General features: G+C 48.7%; 10 protein-coding genes. 6 read left to right on the top strand and 4 right to left on the bottom strand.

Annotated elements, in window-relative coordinates:
• Positions 1-2 precede the first annotated feature (2 nt).
• The 4 genes from GWC95_RS08020 to GWC95_RS08005 form a co-directional block, all read right to left on the bottom strand.
• Positions 3-1,055, bottom strand: coding sequence for a glycoside hydrolase family 43 protein (locus tag GWC95_RS08020; RefSeq protein ID WP_161818169.1), 1,053 nt, complete (start codon positions 1,053-1,055; stop codon positions 3-5).
• Positions 1,056-1,079: 24 nt separating this feature from the next.
• Complete coding sequence (locus tag GWC95_RS08015) at positions 1,080-3,647, bottom strand: glycosyl hydrolase 115 family protein (protein WP_161818168.1); 2,568 nt, start codon at positions 3,645-3,647, stop codon at positions 1,080-1,082.
• Between the two features lie 83 nt (positions 3,648-3,730).
• On the bottom strand, positions 3,731-4,762 hold the full coding sequence (locus tag GWC95_RS08010) for a LacI family DNA-binding transcriptional regulator (RefSeq protein ID WP_161818167.1): 1,032 nt from the start codon (positions 4,760-4,762) through the stop codon (positions 3,731-3,733).
• A gap of 54 nt (positions 4,763-4,816) precedes the next feature.
• Complete coding sequence (locus GWC95_RS08005) at positions 4,817-5,845, bottom strand: LacI family DNA-binding transcriptional regulator (RefSeq protein WP_161818166.1); 1,029 nt, start codon at positions 5,843-5,845, stop codon at positions 4,817-4,819.
• Positions 5,846-6,505: 660 nt separating this feature from the next.
• Here GWC95_RS08005 and GWC95_RS08000 point away from each other — a divergent pair.
• The 6 genes from GWC95_RS08000 to GWC95_RS07975 all read left to right on the top strand — a co-directional run bounded on the left by GWC95_RS08000 (position 6,506) and on the right by GWC95_RS07975 (position 17,278).
• On the top strand, positions 6,506-9,616 hold the full coding sequence (locus GWC95_RS08000) for a SusC/RagA family TonB-linked outer membrane protein (protein ID WP_237722098.1): 3,111 nt from the start codon (positions 6,506-6,508) through the stop codon (positions 9,614-9,616).
• A 12-nt stretch (positions 9,617-9,628) separates the two neighbouring features.
• Positions 9,629-11,608: a RagB/SusD family nutrient uptake outer membrane protein gene (locus GWC95_RS07995; protein ID WP_161818165.1), complete on the top strand. Its 1,980-nt coding sequence runs from the start codon at positions 9,629-9,631 to the stop codon at positions 11,606-11,608.
• Between the two features lie 289 nt (positions 11,609-11,897).
• Complete coding sequence (locus tag GWC95_RS07990; RefSeq protein ID WP_161818164.1) at positions 11,898-13,379, top strand: xylulokinase; 1,482 nt, start codon at positions 11,898-11,900, stop codon at positions 13,377-13,379.
• 40 nt (positions 13,380-13,419) lie between these two features.
• A complete protein-coding gene (gene xylA / locus GWC95_RS07985) occupies positions 13,420-14,748 on the top strand; it encodes a xylose isomerase (RefSeq protein ID WP_161818163.1) in 1,329 nt (442 codons plus the stop codon).
• A 133-nt stretch (positions 14,749-14,881) separates the two neighbouring features.
• Complete coding sequence (locus tag GWC95_RS07980) at positions 14,882-15,550, top strand: HAD family hydrolase (protein ID WP_161818162.1); 669 nt, start codon at positions 14,882-14,884, stop codon at positions 15,548-15,550.
• A 3-nt stretch (positions 15,551-15,553) separates the two neighbouring features.
• Entirely contained in the window at positions 15,554-17,278 is a 1,725-nt protein-coding gene (locus GWC95_RS07975; RefSeq protein WP_161818161.1) for a ribulokinase, read from the top strand.
• Positions 17,279-17,337 lie beyond the last annotated feature (59 nt).

Here is a 17,337-nt window from a genome sequence, read left to right as displayed (position 1 = left end):
GATTAATAATATGCGTTTATGGTTTGTATTGTTCCGTCGGCGTTGTATTTCAATTCGGCCACTTTTACGTTGCGCAGATGCGTTTTACCGGAGAGCTGTACATCGTGGTAAAAAAGATACCATTTGCCTTTGATCTCTACAATTGAATGATGGTTGGTCCATCCTTCTACCGGGTTCAACACTACGCCTTTGTATACAAAAGGCCCGTACGGACTTGTACCTATCGCGTAATTGATGAAATGCGAATCGCCCGTAGAGTAAGAGAAATAATATTTCCCCTTGTACATGTGCATCCACGACGCTTCAAAAAAACGTTTGTCGTTGTTTGCTTCCAGGAATGTTTTTCCATTTGCATCAACGATTTTTATTGTCCGGGGCGCTTCCGCGAAGCTTTTCATGTCTGCGCTGAGTTTGGCCACCCTTGGAAGGATCGCTTCTTCTTTTGCGGTCCGCAATTTTGCGTTCGCGTCGTACTTGTTGTTATTGTCCCAGCGCTGCAGTTGCCCGCCCCATATTCCGCCGAAATACATGTAATAACTTCCGTCTTTGTCTTTGAAAACCGCGGGGTCAATGCTATAGCTGCCCTTGATGGGTTCTTTCTCTGCCTTGAAAGGGCCTGCCGGGTTTTTACTGGTGGCAACACCGATACGGAACACATCCGATTTGTCTTTTACAGGAAAATACAAATAATAGGTGCCGTTTTTATACGCCGCATCGGGCGCCCACATTTGCCTGCCGGCCCACGGAACATCCTTGATATCGAGGGCAACACCGTGGTCGGTCACTTTTCCGCCGATCGAGTCCATGGAAAGGATGTGGTAGTCGCGCATTCCAAAATGGCTGCCAAGGTCATCTTCCTTGATGCCGGCTTCAAAATCGTGTGAAGGATAGATGTAGATCTTTCCGTTGAATACATGTGCAGATGGATCCGCGGTAAAAATGTGTTTCACAAGCGGCTGCGAGATGGGCCTCTTTTTCAAAGTGCCTTTCTCCTGGGCCGAAGAGAACAATGCTGTAGCTGACAGTGCAGTTGCAATCAAGATCTTATAGGTCATAGCAATCGTTTTTATGATAGGTGATTATTTGGTGTTGGTTAGTCTTGTTTCGGGCGGGCCCAGGTAACTCGGTTTAAGGCCCCCCATATCGCCCACAATTTTTTGGAGCACAACTGCCGGGCTTACCATCCAGTATTTGATCGTATGTGTGCCCGGTGTTTTGATGTGGTGCGATGTTGTTTTGGTGATGATGTTGTTGCGCATCCATTCTTCCCAGGTACGGGTATTGTTATCGTCTTTGTTGATGGAAACGATCTGCGGCATTTCTTCATCCACAGACACCGCGTATTTCAGTCCTTCGTTGTTGTGAAAATTCAGGGAAGGAGAGAAGTACAGATGCAGTTTTACAATGCCGGTATCTGAGAAATGAACCGTGTATTCAAGGTGTGCGCCATGGTTGCCAGGAACCTGTTCAGGAGCCGTAACGGGCGTGGTTGTAACGGACGAGCCCGTTCGGCCGAGATCCGGTAATACCTGCCATTGAATTGTATTTGTGGATACAGCTTTGCTGAAATGTTCCGCGTCTATCGAAAGCATTTTTCCGGTTTCTATAAAGTCAGTGCCTGTTGGAGCAGATGTGGCATCGCCGTGCTCATCCCTGCTTACGCTTGTTTTAGCGATGGCTGAATCTGCCGGTATGTATCTTACCGCCGGCATCCGGTTGAAAGGAGGATCGAACCATGCTGTGTAGCCGATATGCGATTGATCCATCATATGGTTCCATTTCCCGTTGGCGAGTGTATTGTATGTTTTGGAGATCAGCGAGTCTTCGATAAATAGGCGTTTCACCTCATCTGCATGTTTGTTCGCTGCGATATCGTAATTGGCGGCCAGGTGTTTGTTCTGCGCAACATGGTAATACAGGTTCTGCAGGTTTGCGCAGGCCTTAACAGGATGCAAAACGAGCTGGAAATAGGCGTCTTTGTATTGCGTGGGGAGTAGCTTGGCGATGGCATCTGCCTTTGCAAACAATTGGTTGTATTCGCTGGTTACACGTTCGAGCTCGTTGTAATTGAACAATGAATACGTGTTTGCGTCGAGCAGCTCTGGTTTTCTTCTGCCATTGTACTTTGCATATTTCGAAAGTATACCGGCGATCTCAACGGCATGTTCGTTTCCAAACTGTTCGGCCGCCCATTGCTCTGTATATTCCTGTATCTCGGTTACGTTTATGCGGCCGGGGTTCCATGCATAATCAAGAAAAAATGAAATGGGCAGTTCCATTGGTTTGATATCGCCCACATTTACGATCCATATGTTTTTCACGCCATATTCATAAGCCAGGTGCATCTGCTCCCACACGCGCGGCAATGGATTTGTGTTGAGCCATTTGTAATTTCTCGGCCCGCCTACATAATCGAAATGATAATAGATGCCATAACCACCCTTGCGCGGAGCATCCGTTAATCTGGGAAGCTTGCGGATGTTGCCCCAGTTGTCGTCGCACAACAACAACGTAACATCGTCGGGAACACGCATTCCTTTATCGTAGTAATCCTGCACTTCTTTGTACAGTGCCCACGATTGTGGTGTGGCGTACGCCGGTTTCTTTGTTACCTCTTCGATGATCTTTCTTTGATCGGCCACAATTCTTTCGAGCAATGCAATGTTGCTGCCCTGTGTCATGGGCATATCGCCATCACCGCGCATCCCAATGCTGATCACGCTTTCATGGGTTCCCATGTTCTCGATGCCCTTTTTCCAGAAGGCCCTCAGCACAGTATCGTTTGTCTGGTAGTTCCATGGCCCCTTGCCATATTTTTTCCATTCCTGCTGCGCGCGCAGCATGGGCTCGTGGTGCGAGTTACTGATCACGATACCATATTGATCGGCAAGTACGGGGCTCAATGTGTCGTCGTCTGCGAACGATTTGCCCCACATGGCGGGCCACAAATAGTTTGCTTTGTTGCGAAGGATCAGTTCAAACACCTTTTCATATACAAGATGGTTCACGCCGCCGAATTTTTCCTTCGCCCAATTGGTGAATGCAGGCGCTTCGTCGTTGATGAATATGCCTCGGTATTTTACCATCGGGCTGTCAACAATGTTTGTTCCCCTTATCGCGTATACTTCTTTCTTTTGTTTTGCCGGCACATCTGCCCACCAATACCAGGGCGATACACCGAGTTGCCTTGCCAATTCAAAAACACCAAAGGCAGCGCCGCGTTTGTCGCTGCCTGCGATCACCAGCGCATCATCAACACCACGGAAAGGATTGGCCACAACCTGTATTTGGTAAGCTTCCCATTTTCCTTTGAGTTGGCCGGTGTTTATTTTCTTATCCTTCGCCAATGCATCGATCGCCTTTGAACGGCCGATGGTTCCGATGATGATCAGGTGTCTGCCGGCCAACGCCATGCTGTTTACCCTTGTTGGTATTTTGCCGGTTACGGCCTGTATATCTGTTCTTAAAAGATCCGCGGCTTTCTGCACGAGCCATGCGTCGTTGTCGTCAACAACAATGGTAGCAGCGGTAGCAGTGGTTGCAATGGGAAAATTTCCATTCCCGCTTTTCCCGGAAATGAAATGCTGCGCGAACGGATGTCCGAGGGAGAGGACCGCGCATAAAAAAAGTACCCATTTCTTCCGCATGAAAAATTGCTTTATGGAATGATACTGAAAGCTTGTTATCCCTAAACCTGTTACCTGAATTTGTTCCCTTTATTCTCTCCGCGTTATTTTTTCTTCCGCAACGATGATGCCCGTACGATCAGGTCCGACTTGATGATGATCGTGTTCGTCAAATGAATATTTGAATTGCCCTGAAGGTGATTGATCAGGTTCCGCGCAACGATCTCGCCGATCTCGATGCCCGGGTAATTGATCGTTGATAATTTCGGTTCGATGATCTTGCTGATCACATCGTTGTTAAAACCAACAATGGCTATGTCTTCCGGAATGCGGACGCCCGCTTCTTTGAGTGTCTGGATCACTACGGCCGCACAAAAATCGTTTGTAATAAAAATGCCATCGGGCATCGGCCGCATGGCGAGGATCTTTTTGGCAGAGAGAATGCTGGCTTCCTCACTCAGGTCGTCTACGATCACGTTCTTATCTGAATATTTCAGCCCGCTTTCTACCAATGCCAATTGATAGCCTTTCAAACGTTCTGCGTAAACATTACGTTTCAGGTTCGCGGTAATATGCGCAATACGCTTGCAGCCTTGTTCTATCAGGTGCCTGGTGGCGTCGTAACCTGCTTTCTGGTTGTTGATCACCACTTTGGTTCCTTCCTTGTCTTCAAACACGCGGTCGAAGAATATCACGGGGATGCCCTTTCTTTCAAAGGGTTCAAAGTGGTCCAGGTTCTCCGTATCAAATGCAAGTGAAGCGATCACCCCGTCTACGCGTTTGTGAAAAAGGTTGAGTGCGTTCGCTGATTCCTTGGTAAAGGTTTCGGAGGAGTGTGCAATGATGAGATCGTAGTTTGCCTCCGTTGTTATTTTTTCGATCCCCGCCAATACAGAGGTAATGAACTGGCTCTTCAATTCGTGAACGATCACGCCAATGGTATTGGTTCTTTGCTTGCGTAAGTTACTGGCGAAGTTATTGGTGCGGTAACCGAGCTTGGCGGCCAGGTCGGCGATCTTTTTTTTCGTGTGTTTGTTGATGGCGGGATGATCTTTCAACGCACGGCTCACCGTTGCAGCCGAGAGGTCCAGCTGTTTGGCAATATCGTAGATGGTGATCTCTTTTTCCCGGCTCATAAAAATTTCAATCGGTTGCAATATAGGGGTTAAATGAAAAAAAGATCACTCTTTTTATCTTTTTTTCGGCGATGAGGCCCGTACAATAAGTTCGGATCGCAGTATGATAATATTGGTGGCGGTAAGGTTCGTTACGCCGTTGAGGTGATTGATGAGTTGTGTTGCGGCGGCTTCTCCCATTGCATACCCAGGGTAATTGATCGTGGTGAGATTGGGTTCCACCACTTTGCTCATCGGGTCGTTGTTGAACCCCACAAATGCAATATCGCCCGGTATCCTGATGCCTTCTTTTTTCAGGGTGCGCATACAATATACAGCGCATGCGTCGTTGGCCGAGAAGACGGCATCGGGCAGGTGTTTCATTTTTAAAATGTAACGGGCCGATTCCACGCCGGCTTCTTCGCTCATGTTCTTGGTGAGTACCAGTTTAGGATCGGGTGCGATCTTGTAGTCCTGCAGCGCCTGTTTGTAACCACGCAGCCTTTCTGCATATACATGGCTCACGGTGCTGCCGCCTATGTGCATGATCCTCCTGTAGCCGTTGTCCAGCAAGTGTTTGGTGGCGTCGTAGGCAGCTTTGTAATTGTCGATCACAATGCCCATGCACTGGCTGTGTTGTTTGATGCGGTCGAAAAAGATCAGCGGGATGCCCTTCTTGATGAACGGTTCAAAATGGTCGATGTTCTCCGTTTCAAAGGAGAGCGACACAAGCAGGCCATCCACGCGGCTGTTGAACAGGGTATCTGCATTGGCGATCTCTTTCTTAACGGTTTCGAGCGATTGGGTGATGATCAGGTTGTAACCTTCGGCGCTGGCGATGTTTTCCATACCGGCGATCACGTTCGACATAAAATAACTGCTGAGCCTGGGCACGATCACGCCGATGGTATTGGTGCTTTTCCTGCGGAGGCTGCTCGCAAAGGTGTTGGAGCGGTAGCCAAGTTCTTTGGCGAGGTCCTGTATTTTCTTGCGGGTGGCCTTGTTAACCGAATCGTGGTTTTTCAAGCCGCGGCTCACGGTTGCGGCTGAAATATCAAGCTGGCGGGCAATATCGTAAATGGTTACTTCTTTCTGTTGCGACATTCTGGTGGTCGTTTTGCAGCCATCAAGATAACTATTTTAAAAAAAATATTATGCAATCGGTTGCAATTACAAAAAATCTCCCGATATTAGTTTGGCGAAGCAGGATCCTGTTCTGCCTGGCAGCCATAAACCGATTGTTTCCATGCAGAAAATGTCATTCATATTTCTCAGCAAACGCAGTTGCCGTAAGCTTTTCAGCGCGCGGCGTTTGTATACTGCCGCTGGAAATGCTTACCTGCACTGGTTATCAGCCCACCGCCCGCAAGACGGTTTTCCCTGTAATTATTCTGAAGCCCTGAAACTTTTTGGTTCCTTATTTACAGGGATCAATGCCCGGCCTTTTGCCGTTACAAATCCCGATCTGATCACCATCAAACAACAAATGAGGATAAACACGCAATCCAGTTAAATTTGATTTTCGTGTATGATATTGATAATGAATATATTAAGTTATGCAACCGATTCCAAAAACCAAAAGGATAAGTTGCAGCGCACAAAGACCGGTAGTGAACAAACCGGTCGGCTGATTCAGTAAACAAACATTGCCATATAAACCCAATTACCCAATAACGATTGCATTATGAACACTAGCTGAATTTTCAACCAACTCACCATTTGCCGTCCATCGGCGTTCAATCCTTCATTTTAAAAACTATTGCTATGAAATTATTGCTTGCGCAGCACCCAGGGAAACTGGCCGGCCGGATGTGCCTGCTCTTCCTGGTGGCAACTGCACTCCTGGTTATTTTACCACAGAACAATTTATTGTCGCAAACCGGGCAACGTAAAACGGTGAAAGGACATGTTACCAACGACAAGGGCGAGGCGGTACCAAATGCTTCCGTTCAGGTCAAGGGTACCACCACCGGTACCACAACAAACGCTTCGGGCGATTATTCCGTTTCAGTAACGGGCAATGCAACGCTTGTGATCTCTTATGTTGGTTACGAAGACAAAGAGGTTCGCGTTGGCAACAGCACCACGATCGATGTCCAGCTCTCTCCTTCGAACAAAGAGCTCGACCAGGTAATCGTAGTGGGCTACGGAACACAACGCAAAGAGGCCATCACCGGCTCCGTTGCTTCCATCAACGGAAACGCGATGCGCGAAATTCCTTCTGCGAACATTTCGCAGGCGCTGCAGGGAAGGCTTGCTGGTGTTGAGATGTCGCAGGTTTCTACGCGGCCCGGCGCCGCCATGCAGATCCGCATCCGCGGTACGCGTTCATTGAGTGCCGACAACAACCCGTTGATCGTTCTCGATGGAATTCCTTTTATCGGATCGATACAGGACATCAACCCAAATGATGTAAAGAGCGTGGAGGTTTTGAAAGATGCCTCTGCCACTGCCATCTACGGTTCACGCGGTGCAAACGGTGTGATCCTGGTTACTACCGATAAAAGCGGTCGTGGCAGGAAGCCGCAGATCAACTACAGCACGTATACCGGCACACAACAGGTGTTTGCCAAATACCCGATGATGAACGGGCCGAAATTTGTGGCACTGCGCAAAGCGGCAGGTATGTACACAAACGGTACGGACGAGGCAGATGATGTTAATGTTGACTGGCAGGACCTGTTTTACCAAACCGGTGTTGTATCAGACCACAACGTGAGCCTGTCTGGTGGTTCGGAAACCAGCAATTACAATTTCGGCGGTGGTTATTACACCAACCAGGGTGTGATCCCAACGCAATTATACAGGCGTTATTCCCTGCGCGGTTCACTGGACCAGCAGATCGGTAAATTGTTCAAGTTCGGTTTTACCACCAACATGAACTATAACGAAAGCAAGGGAAACCAGGTGGGTATCTACAGCGCTTTGTCGAGCACGCCTATCTCGTCGCCGTTTAATGCAGATGGTAGTGCAAGACGCTCCATCCGCATGATCCTGGACAACCAGTACGTGTTTACAAAAGACGTGATCAAAAGACTGACGAACGATGGCCAGTGGCTCAATGAGACACGCGGCTTCGCTACTTATAACGCGATCTATGGTGAAGTAAAAGCGCCATTCCTCGATGGACTGAAATACCGTGTGAACCTCGGCGCTGATTACATTCAATCAAACAACGGCGCCTATACAGGGCAGGGTGTGGGAGATGGTTTGAACCCCAACACGGTGTCGAATGCATCGGTAGACAACAGGTCTACCTATCACTGGACACTCGAGAACATCCTTTCTTACGATCATACATTCGGTGGAAAACACACGATCAATGCAGTGGCATTGTATTCTTCCGAACAAAGTACTTACAACAGATCGAACATGTCTGCACAGGATATTCCTGCAGATGCGTTTCAATTCTACAACCTGGGCCAGGCAGCCGGCCAGATCACGGTGAACCCCGCCAACCAGGATTACCAGAAATGGGGACTGATGTCGCTGATGGGCCGTGTGATGTATTCTTACGAGAACAAGTACATGCTGTCTGCAACCGTGCGTTCCGACGGTTCATCCAGGCTCGCTCCCGGTAACAAATGGTTTACTTACCCTGCGGTTTCCGTGGGATGGAACATTGCCAATGAAAATTTTGCAAAACAATGGACATGGCTGAGCAACCTGAAGCTCCGCGCGGGATACGGGCAAACGTCGAACCAGGCAGTGGGTGTTTATTCAACGCTGGGAAGACTTGATACAAGGCCCTACAATTTCGGCCCTACCTCTTATGGAACGGGTGTTTACGTATCTGCACTGCCCAACCCGAACCTGGGATGGGAGTTCTCAAAAACATGGAACGTAGGTCTCGATTTCTCGATACTGAAGAACCGTATATCAGGTACGGTTGAGTATTACATCACCAATACGGAAAATGTTTTGCTCGGTCTTACACTGCCTCCAACATCAGGTGTGAGCAGCATCACTTCAAACATCGGTGCTACGCAGAACAAAGGTTTCGAGTTCAGCCTGAATGGTACGATCATCCAGACCAAAGATGTAACATGGGAAGCGGGCGTTAACTTTTACACCAACAAGAACCAACTGGTTTCACTGGCTTCGGGTCAGACCAGGGACGAGGGCAACTGGTGGTTCGTGGGCCACAACATCAACGCGATCTTTGATTTCAAGAAAGTGGGACTGTGGCAGGATAAGGAACCTTACCTGAGTGTGCTCGAACCAGGCGGAAACCCGGGTATGATCAAGGTAGAATATACCGGAACCTATGCACCGGACGGAACGCCAACACGTGCGATCGGCGCGGCCGACAGGCAGATCTTTGATGTGGACCCTAAGTTCCAGGGTGGTTTCAATACACGTCTTGCATACAAGGGATTTGACCTTGGCATCGTTGGAATTTTCAGAAGCGGTGGTATCCTGTTCAGTACCGTACACGGCTCGAACGGTTACCTCAACCTGCTCACAGGAAGAAGGAACAACATCGATGTTGATTACTGGACGCCAACCAACACAGGTGCAAAATATCCTAAGCCGGGCGGCATACTCTCGGGCGATAACCCGAAATACGGAAGTACGCTGAGTTATTTCGACGGGTCGTTCCTGAAAGTCCGCACCATCACCTTAGGCTACGATTTCAACAGGTATGTGCTGAAAAATTCTTCTGTTAAGCTGCGTATGTACTTCACTGTACAGAATCCTTTCGTGTTGTTCTCTGAGTTTACCAGGGAATCGGGCCTGGATCCTGAAACCAATTCATACGGAAACGAGAATGCATCGGTTAACCTCAGCCAGAACCTCAGGCGTATCCTTACCGTTGGTTACAACACGCCATCAACACGAAACTTTATTGTTGGTTTTAATTTGACATTTTAAAAACGCACAGACATGAAACAGATAAGAATAAAATTACTGGCTACAATGGCGCTGTCTACGCTGCTGTTTTCAGGATGTAAAAAATTACTGGTGGAAGAGCCGCGCAGTTTTTACGAACCCGGTTTCTTTAAAACGGAGAAAGGTGTACTGGGCGGTATCACTTCACAATACGCCCACCTGCGTTTCATATACGGGCAACCTTATTATTACAGCACGATGGAAACAGGTACGGATGAGTATACCTGGGGACAAAGTGCCGATAACAATTTCAAGGATCCTGATATGAGCGGTGTAGGTAATGTACAGGCATTGACGTTTCCTGCCGGCGCCATATGGGGTGTTTGCTTTTCAAACATCAACACGGCGAGCGGTATCATCGAAAATGCGGCCGCTGTAGGAACGATCTCCAATGCATTGATTGCAGAGGCAAGGTTCTTCCGTGCGTTCGATTATTTTTTATTGGTGCAGAACTTTGGCGGTGTTCCGCTGGATCTCGGTGCGGGCGACCTGAAGTTCAACACCTCTGCGGTGAGAACATCAAAGCGCAACACCGTTGCCGAAGTATATTCAAAAGCGATATTTCCTGACCTGCTCACCGCTATCAACGACCTGCCCGCAACACCACGTGTTACCGGCGGCGTAAGTAAAACAGCGGCGCGCCTCTATCTCGCAAAAGCTTACCTGACCTATGCATGGTGGCTGCAGAACCCGAACAACATTCCTACTTATCCTGCGGTTACAACAAGAACGGATCCCGATGGAAAAGATGCGGCTTACTATTTCCAGCAGGCATACAATACCGCTGTGGCTGCAATAGATAACCCGGGTCCGTTCGGACTCGAAGCATCTTTCTATGACCTTCATGTGGGCGGCAACGACCGTAACAAGGAAATGGTATTGTATGCAGACCACACACAGGAAAGCGAGTTCTACAATGGCAACTGCCTGAACTGTTTCGACAGTGAATTGGGCAACGGCCGTAACTCAGCCGTATGGATGGTAACGCCAAACTACACCGTACTCACCAGCGCCTCAAACCCTGATGGAACCGGTAGTGCCGTAAACTCTGTTCAGAGAGAAGCAATGCAGTTCCTCGGTCGCCCGTATGTACGTATGGCCCCTACAGTTGGTGCACTTTCAAACACGTTTACAGACAAATCGCTTGATTCACGTTTCGACGGAACCTTTACCACTGCCTACCGCGGCAACTGGCCAAAAGGTGGTGCAACCAATACCACTTTGTACAACGCAAACGATCTCCCGGTTACACCGGGTTCAACGATCCTCAGTTTCCTGGATGATGAAACGCTTGCGCCAACCATCGCTTATCCTTCGGGAAACAGGTTCCCGGGAAAAGTTTCAAACAGCGTTGGTGCAGGACAGATTCCGGGCAGGTCGGATTTTGTGATCACGCCACGTGCAGTGAGCAGGATCATTTTCCCGGGCCTTTGGAAAATGGGTGTGTACCGTACAGACAACGGAACAGGGCTTGGCCAACCGAATGCAACAAGCACGCGTCCTTATAAGATCGCTAAATTCTCAGAGTTGTACCTCATAGCAGCAGAAGCAGCTGTAAAAGGTGCAACAACCGTAGCAGGAAAAAGCGCAAGGGAACTTGTAAACGTATTGCGGGCTCGCGCAGGTAAATGGAAATTCTCCAACAGGAACAATGCGGCACTGGTAGCAGACAACAGCGCGGCGCTTACAGCGCTGACGCCTGCAACAATCGACATCAATTATATTCTTGCGGAACGCTCAAGGGAATATTTTGGAGAAGGTGTACGTTGGCTCGACCTGGTGCGCACGCAAAAATGGAACGAGCTCGCGGGCAGTTTCCAGATAGCGAGTGCAACTTATGGAGACCATACACCGGCCACCGTAACACGTACCATACAACCGTTCCATTACCTGCGCCCGATACCACAGGCACAGCTGGATGGAATGGAAGGAACAGCGGCAGAAAAAGCAGCGTACCAAAACCCGAACTATTAACGTTTTTTGGATAGGATAATTTGATACAGCAAGGGGGGAAGAGTCGGGAGCCGGGAACTTGAAATTTGCAATACTGTTATTCCAAATTCTGTTTCCAGCTCCTGGCTCCAAACCTTTCAGTAAAACTAACTGTCGGTAGTTTTTCCGGATAGGTTTTTAGGCAAGCGTTGGTATATTACCACCGGGAAGCGATTCCTGGTGGTTTTTAAACAATATGCGTATATTGAAAAATTGAAACGGTGCGCAAGTGAGAAAGGAAGGTGTGCATCCGCACAAACAAAAATAGAACATGTTATTATTAGGTATAGATGTTGGCACCTCGTCTGTAAAAGTTTCCGTGGTTGATGCAAACACGCAGCAATGCATTGCATCCGCTCAATACCCCGAAACCGAAACAGGCATTACCTCTCTTCAACCGGGTTGGGCAGAACAGTCGCCCGAAATGTGGTGGCTGCACGTACAGGAAGCGATCCTGAAAGCACACGCGCTAAAAAAATACGATCCAAAAGAAATCGGTGCGATCGGTATCGCGTACCAGATGCATGGGCTTGTGCTGATCGACAAGGAACAAAAAATATTACGCGACTCGATCATCTGGTCAGACTCACGCGCCGTGGAAATCGGCAACGAAGCTTTTCACGCGATCGGTGAAGAAAAATGTTTGTCGCGTTTGCTGAATTCGCCCGGCAATTTCACTGCATCGAAACTGGCATGGGTGAAAACGAATGAACCCGCGGTGTACGAAAAGATCCACCAGGTGTTGCTGCCCGGCGATTTTATCGCGATGAAGTTCAGCGGGCATACAACCACTACCATCTCGGCCCTGTCTGAAGGCATCTTCTGGGATTTTGCAAACAATGAACTGTCGAAAGATGTTTTCGGTTATTATGGTTTTGATACATCCATCGTTCCCGAAATAAAAAAAGTTTTTACAACACACGGCGCTGTAAAAGAAGATGTGGCTACGACCTTGTCTTTGAAAACAGGAATCCCCGTAACTTATAAATCAGGCGACCAACCCAACAATGCACTTTCATTGAATGTGCTGCAACCGGGTGAGATCGCTGCAACGGCCGGCACTTCGGGCGTTATTTACAGTGTGAGCGATACGCTTGCCTACGACCGGCAATCTCGCGTAAACACATTCGCGCATGTGAACCATACAGAAGAAAACAAAAGGCTGGGCATACTGCTTTGCATCAATGGCACGGGCATCATGAACAGCTGGATCAAAAATACAACCGGCGGCCACCTGAGCTACCCGCAAATGAACGAAGCCGCCAAACAGGTCAACCCAGGCAGCGACGGCCTTTTTGTTCTTCCTTTCGGAAACGGCGCGGAGCGGATGCTGGGCAACAAAACGGTGCATGCGCATTTACACAACATCGATCTCAACAAACATACAGCATCACATCTTTTCCGCGCTTCGCAGGAGGGGATCGCATTTTCATTCCGCTACGGGCTGGATATCATGCGCGCCAATGGGTTAACGCCAAGCGTGATTCGCGCAGGAAGGGCCAATCTTTTTTTAAGTGATGTGTTTGCGGATGCATTCGTGAACACCACGCACGTGCCCGTTGAATTGTACCAGTGCGATGGGAGCGTAGGCGCAGCCATCGGCGCGGGCATCGGCGCGGGTGTGTATGCAGGTGAGAGAGAAGCGTTCGCCAATATGAAGCGTTTGCAGCTGATAGAGCCGTCAAATGCAAAACGCTATGATGAACTGTATCTTGAATGGAAAAATATATTGGATCAGCAACTGCATACATAACAGGCAATCAAACGAACATAAATTTCTAAATTTTAATAAAATGAAAGTTGTAACAGGCGACAAAGAATTTTTCAAAGAGATAGGACAGGTAAAATATGAGGGCGTGGAAAGCGATAACCCGCTTGCGTTCCGCTGGTATGAAGAAAACAAAGTGGTAGCGGGAAAGCCGATGAAAGAATGGCTCCGTTTTGCCTGCGCATACTGGCACTCGTTTGTTGGCAATGGCGGTGACCCTTTTGGAGAGCCCACACATGTTTATCCCTGGGATGCGAAGCAGGATGCTGTTGAAAGGGCCAAAGACAAAATGGACGCGGCCTTCGAATTCATCACCAAGATGAACATGCCTTATTACTGCTTTCACGATGTGGATGTGGTTGATTATACCAATGATATTGCAGAGAACGAAAGAAGATTGCAGGCGCTCACAGAATATGCAAAACAGAAACAGTCCGAAAGTGGTGTTAAGCTGCTCTGGGGCACTGCCAACCTGTTCAGCAACAAACGCTACATGAATGGCGCCGCCACCAATCCTGATTTTCATGTGCTCGCGCATGGCGGTGCACAGGTAAAAGCGGCGCTTGATGCAACCATCGCACTGGGTGGTGAGAATTATGTGTTCTGGGGTGGACGTGAGGGATACATGAGCCTGCTCAACACAAACATGCAGCGGGAGAAAGAACACATGGCCCGTTTCCTGCACACCGCAAAAGACTATGCGCGTAAGAACGGTTTCAAAGGATCATTCTTTATTGAACCGAAACCCTGCGAGCCCAGCAAACACCAATATGATTACGACAGCGAAACCGTGATCGGTTTCCTTCGCCAATACGACCTTTTGAACGATTTCAAACTGAACATCGAAGTAAACCACGCAACGCTTGCCGGCCACACTTTCCAGCACGAGTTGCAGGTTGCGGCAGACGCGGGCATGCTGGGAAGCATTGATGCAAACCGCGGCGATTACCAGAACGGATGGGATACCGACCAGTTCCCGAACAACATCAACGAGCTCGCAGAAACCATGCTCATTATTCTGGAAGCCGGTGGTTTCGGCGGCGGCGGTATCAACTTCGATGCAAAACGCAGGCGAAACTCAACCGATCCCGCGGACCTGTTCTATGCCCACATCGGCGGTATGGATGTTTTTGCACGTGCATTGATCGTTGCCGACAATGTTTTACAAAAATCAGATTACAAAAAGATCCGCACAGACCGGTACGCATCGTTCGACAGCGGCAAAGGAAAAGAATTCGAGGAAGGCAAACTCACGCTCGAGGCATTGAGGGATTTTGCCGCATCCAACGGAGAACCAAAAACAGCGAGCGGCAAACAGGAATACCTCGAGAACCTGGTCAACCGTTATATTTAGCAATACTGGTTTTTATGATGGAGTATATGGTTTTTTATGATTTTGTATCTAAATCATGGAAAATCATATATTCATTTTAGGCAGGCAGGTGCAGGGGAATGGTAAACGGTAATCAAAATCATAAAGATCAAAAATGGATGTTATTAAACCGGGATCGGCTTTTTTGTTTGATCTCAATGGAACGATGATCGATGACATGGAGTTTCACATCAACACATGGCACGGCATACTGAACGGGCTTGGTGCAACGCTTTCGCTTGAACGCATGAGGGAAGAGTGTTACGGAAAAAACGATGAACTGCTCGAACGCATTTTCCCTTCGCGTTTTACGACGGAAGAAAAAACGAAGATGAGTTACGATAAAGAAACCGCGTACCAGGCAGCATTTAAACCCTTGTTGAAACTGCTGGACGGCCTCGATGATTTTTTGGCGCGTGCATCTGAACACAACATCAGGATGGCGATCGGCTCTGCCGCGATATTGTACAATATTGATTTTGTACTCGACGGGTTGAACATAAGAAAATATTTCCCTGTTGTTGTTGCGGCAGAAGATGTGGTGATGAGCAAACCCGACCCGGAAACATACATCAAGTGTGCAGACAGGTTAGGTGTTGCTTACAATGAATGTATCGTTTTCGAAGACGTACCAAAAGGAGTGGAAGCGGCGCGCAATGCAGGCATGCGATGCGTGGTGCTTACAACAACGCATACCAAAGAAGAATTCAGCAAATACGATAACATCATCTGTTTTGTGAAAGATTTTACCGATCCGCAATTAAACAGCTTGTTCGAAAAATAAAACATGCAATCACCTGCCCCAACTTCAAACAACCAGCTCCACGATGCCTACGTGATCGGCGTTGACTTCGGCACGGATTCGGTCCGCTCGATCATTGCCAATGCCGCAAACGGGGAAGAAGTAACCGCCTCGGTTTTTTATTACCCGCGATGGAAGAAAGGGTTGTACTGCGATCCTGGAACAAACCGTTTCCGCCAGCATCCGGCAGATTATGTAGAGGGGCTCGAGTTTACCATCAGGGAATGTTTAGAGAAAGCCGGGCCGGGTGTCGCAAAAAACATAAAAGGGATTTCTGTAGATACAACGGGATCGACACCGGTGGCCGTTGACAAAACAGGAACGCCGCTTGCGCTGTTGCCCGGGTTTGAAGAGAACCCGAATGCCATGTTCGTTTTGTGGAAAGACCATACCTCTGTTAAAGAGGCCGCTGAACTGAACCAGCATGCGACAAAATTCCCCGTGAATTACCTGCAATTTGTTGGCGGTATTTATTCTTCCGAATGGTTTTGGGCAAAGCTCCTGCATGTATTGAGGGAGGATGAGAAAGTGCGGACGAATATTTATTCGTGGGTGGAGCATTGTGACTGGATCCCGTATTTGTTAACGGGCGGAAACGATGCGGCGCAGATCAAACGCGGCGTATGCAGTGCCGGGCATAAAAGTTTATGGGCAGAAGCGTTTGATGGATTGCCACCCGACGAATTTTTTTCTTCCTGGGATGGCTTGCTGAACGGATTTACCGGGCGATTATTCAAAGAAACTTATACCTCCGCGCAAGCCGCGGGAAACCTCTCACCGGCATGGGCGCAGCGTTTGGGGCTATCGACGGATGTAGTGGTTGGCATTGGTGCGTTCGATTGCCACATGGGCGCAGTAGGAGGACAGATCGAACCTTACCATCTTAGTAAAGTGATGGGAACTTCTACCTGCGACATGCTCGTAGCGCCCGTTGATGAAGTAAAAGGCAAACTTGTAAAAGGAATCTGCGGTCAGGTGCCCGGCTCGATCATTCCAGGTATGATGGGAATGGAAGCGGGCCAGTCGGCTTTCGGCGACGCATATGCCTGGTTTAAAAAACTCATCGAGTGGCCGCTTGACAACCTGCTGACGGATACAACCGTCGTAGACCGCAGCACAGCGGAAAAGGTACGCGCCGGGCTCAGCGATAAAATAATGGAGGCGTTGAACAAACAGGCGGCAGCATTGCCATTGAAAGAAGATGATGAGCTCGCCGTGGATTGGCTCAACGGCCGCCGCACACCGGATGCGAACCAGATGCTCAAGGCGTCTTTTACGGGACTGGATCTCGCGAGTGATGCACCACGTGTTTTCAAAGCATTGGTAGAGGCCACCTGTTTTGGCGCAAGGAAGATCGTGGATCGTTTCCGGGAAGAAGGCATACCTGTGATCGGGCTGATTGGGTTGGGGGGTGTGGCAAAGAAATCACCTTTCATCATGCAAATGATGGCGGATGTGATGAACATGCCCATCCGCATCCACAAAAGCGAACAGACCTGCGCTTTGGGAGCAGCCATGTTTGCAGCCACCGCCGCCGGTCTTTATCCAAAAGTGGAAGATGCGATGAACGCCATGGGCCAGGGCTTTGATGCAAACTACGAGCCCGACCCGTTAAAGGTTCCGCTCTACGAAAAACGATACAGGCGTTACACAGAACTGGGCGCATTTATCGAAGGGCAAACTGTATTATATTGTGAGCAGGATATTTGAGTGAGTGTTTTATGGCAGACGGGCAGGAGGGGATCAACCTCTTTGGCCATTTTGTTTAT

It is taken from the genome of Sediminibacterium roseum, assembly GCF_009939005.1.
GTDB lineage: Bacteria > Bacteroidota > Bacteroidia > Chitinophagales > Chitinophagaceae > Sediminibacterium > Sediminibacterium roseum.
Note: the sequence above shows the minus strand (reverse complement) of the source record. Positions and strands in the feature narration are given on the sequence as shown.

Excerpts from the sequence above, each read along its gene's own strand:
- GWC95_RS07975 (WP_161818161.1), top strand. The coding sequence starts at position 15,554 with ATGCAATCACCTGCCCCAACTTCAAACAACCAGCTCCACGATGCCTAC.
- GWC95_RS08000 (WP_237722098.1), top strand. The coding sequence starts at position 6,506 with ATGAAATTATTGCTTGCGCAGCACCCAGGGAAACTGGCCGGCCGGATG.
- GWC95_RS08005 (WP_161818166.1), bottom strand. The coding sequence starts at position 5,845 with ATGTCGCAACAGAAAGAAGTAACCATTTACGATATTGCCCGCCAGCTT.
- GWC95_RS07980 (WP_161818162.1), top strand. The coding sequence starts at position 14,882 with ATGGATGTTATTAAACCGGGATCGGCTTTTTTGTTTGATCTCAATGGA.
- GWC95_RS08015 (WP_161818168.1), bottom strand. The coding sequence starts at position 3,647 with ATGCGGAAGAAATGGGTACTTTTTTTATGCGCGGTCCTCTCCCTCGGA.
- GWC95_RS07995 (WP_161818165.1), top strand. The coding sequence starts at position 9,629 with ATGAAACAGATAAGAATAAAATTACTGGCTACAATGGCGCTGTCTACG.
- xylA (WP_161818163.1), top strand. The coding sequence starts at position 13,420 with ATGAAAGTTGTAACAGGCGACAAAGAATTTTTCAAAGAGATAGGACAG.
- GWC95_RS08020 (WP_161818169.1), bottom strand. The coding sequence starts at position 1,055 with ATGACCTATAAGATCTTGATTGCAACTGCACTGTCAGCTACAGCATTG.
- GWC95_RS08010 (WP_161818167.1), bottom strand. The coding sequence starts at position 4,762 with ATGAGCCGGGAAAAAGAGATCACCATCTACGATATTGCCAAACAGCTG.
- GWC95_RS07990 (WP_161818164.1), top strand. The coding sequence starts at position 11,898 with ATGTTATTATTAGGTATAGATGTTGGCACCTCGTCTGTAAAAGTTTCC.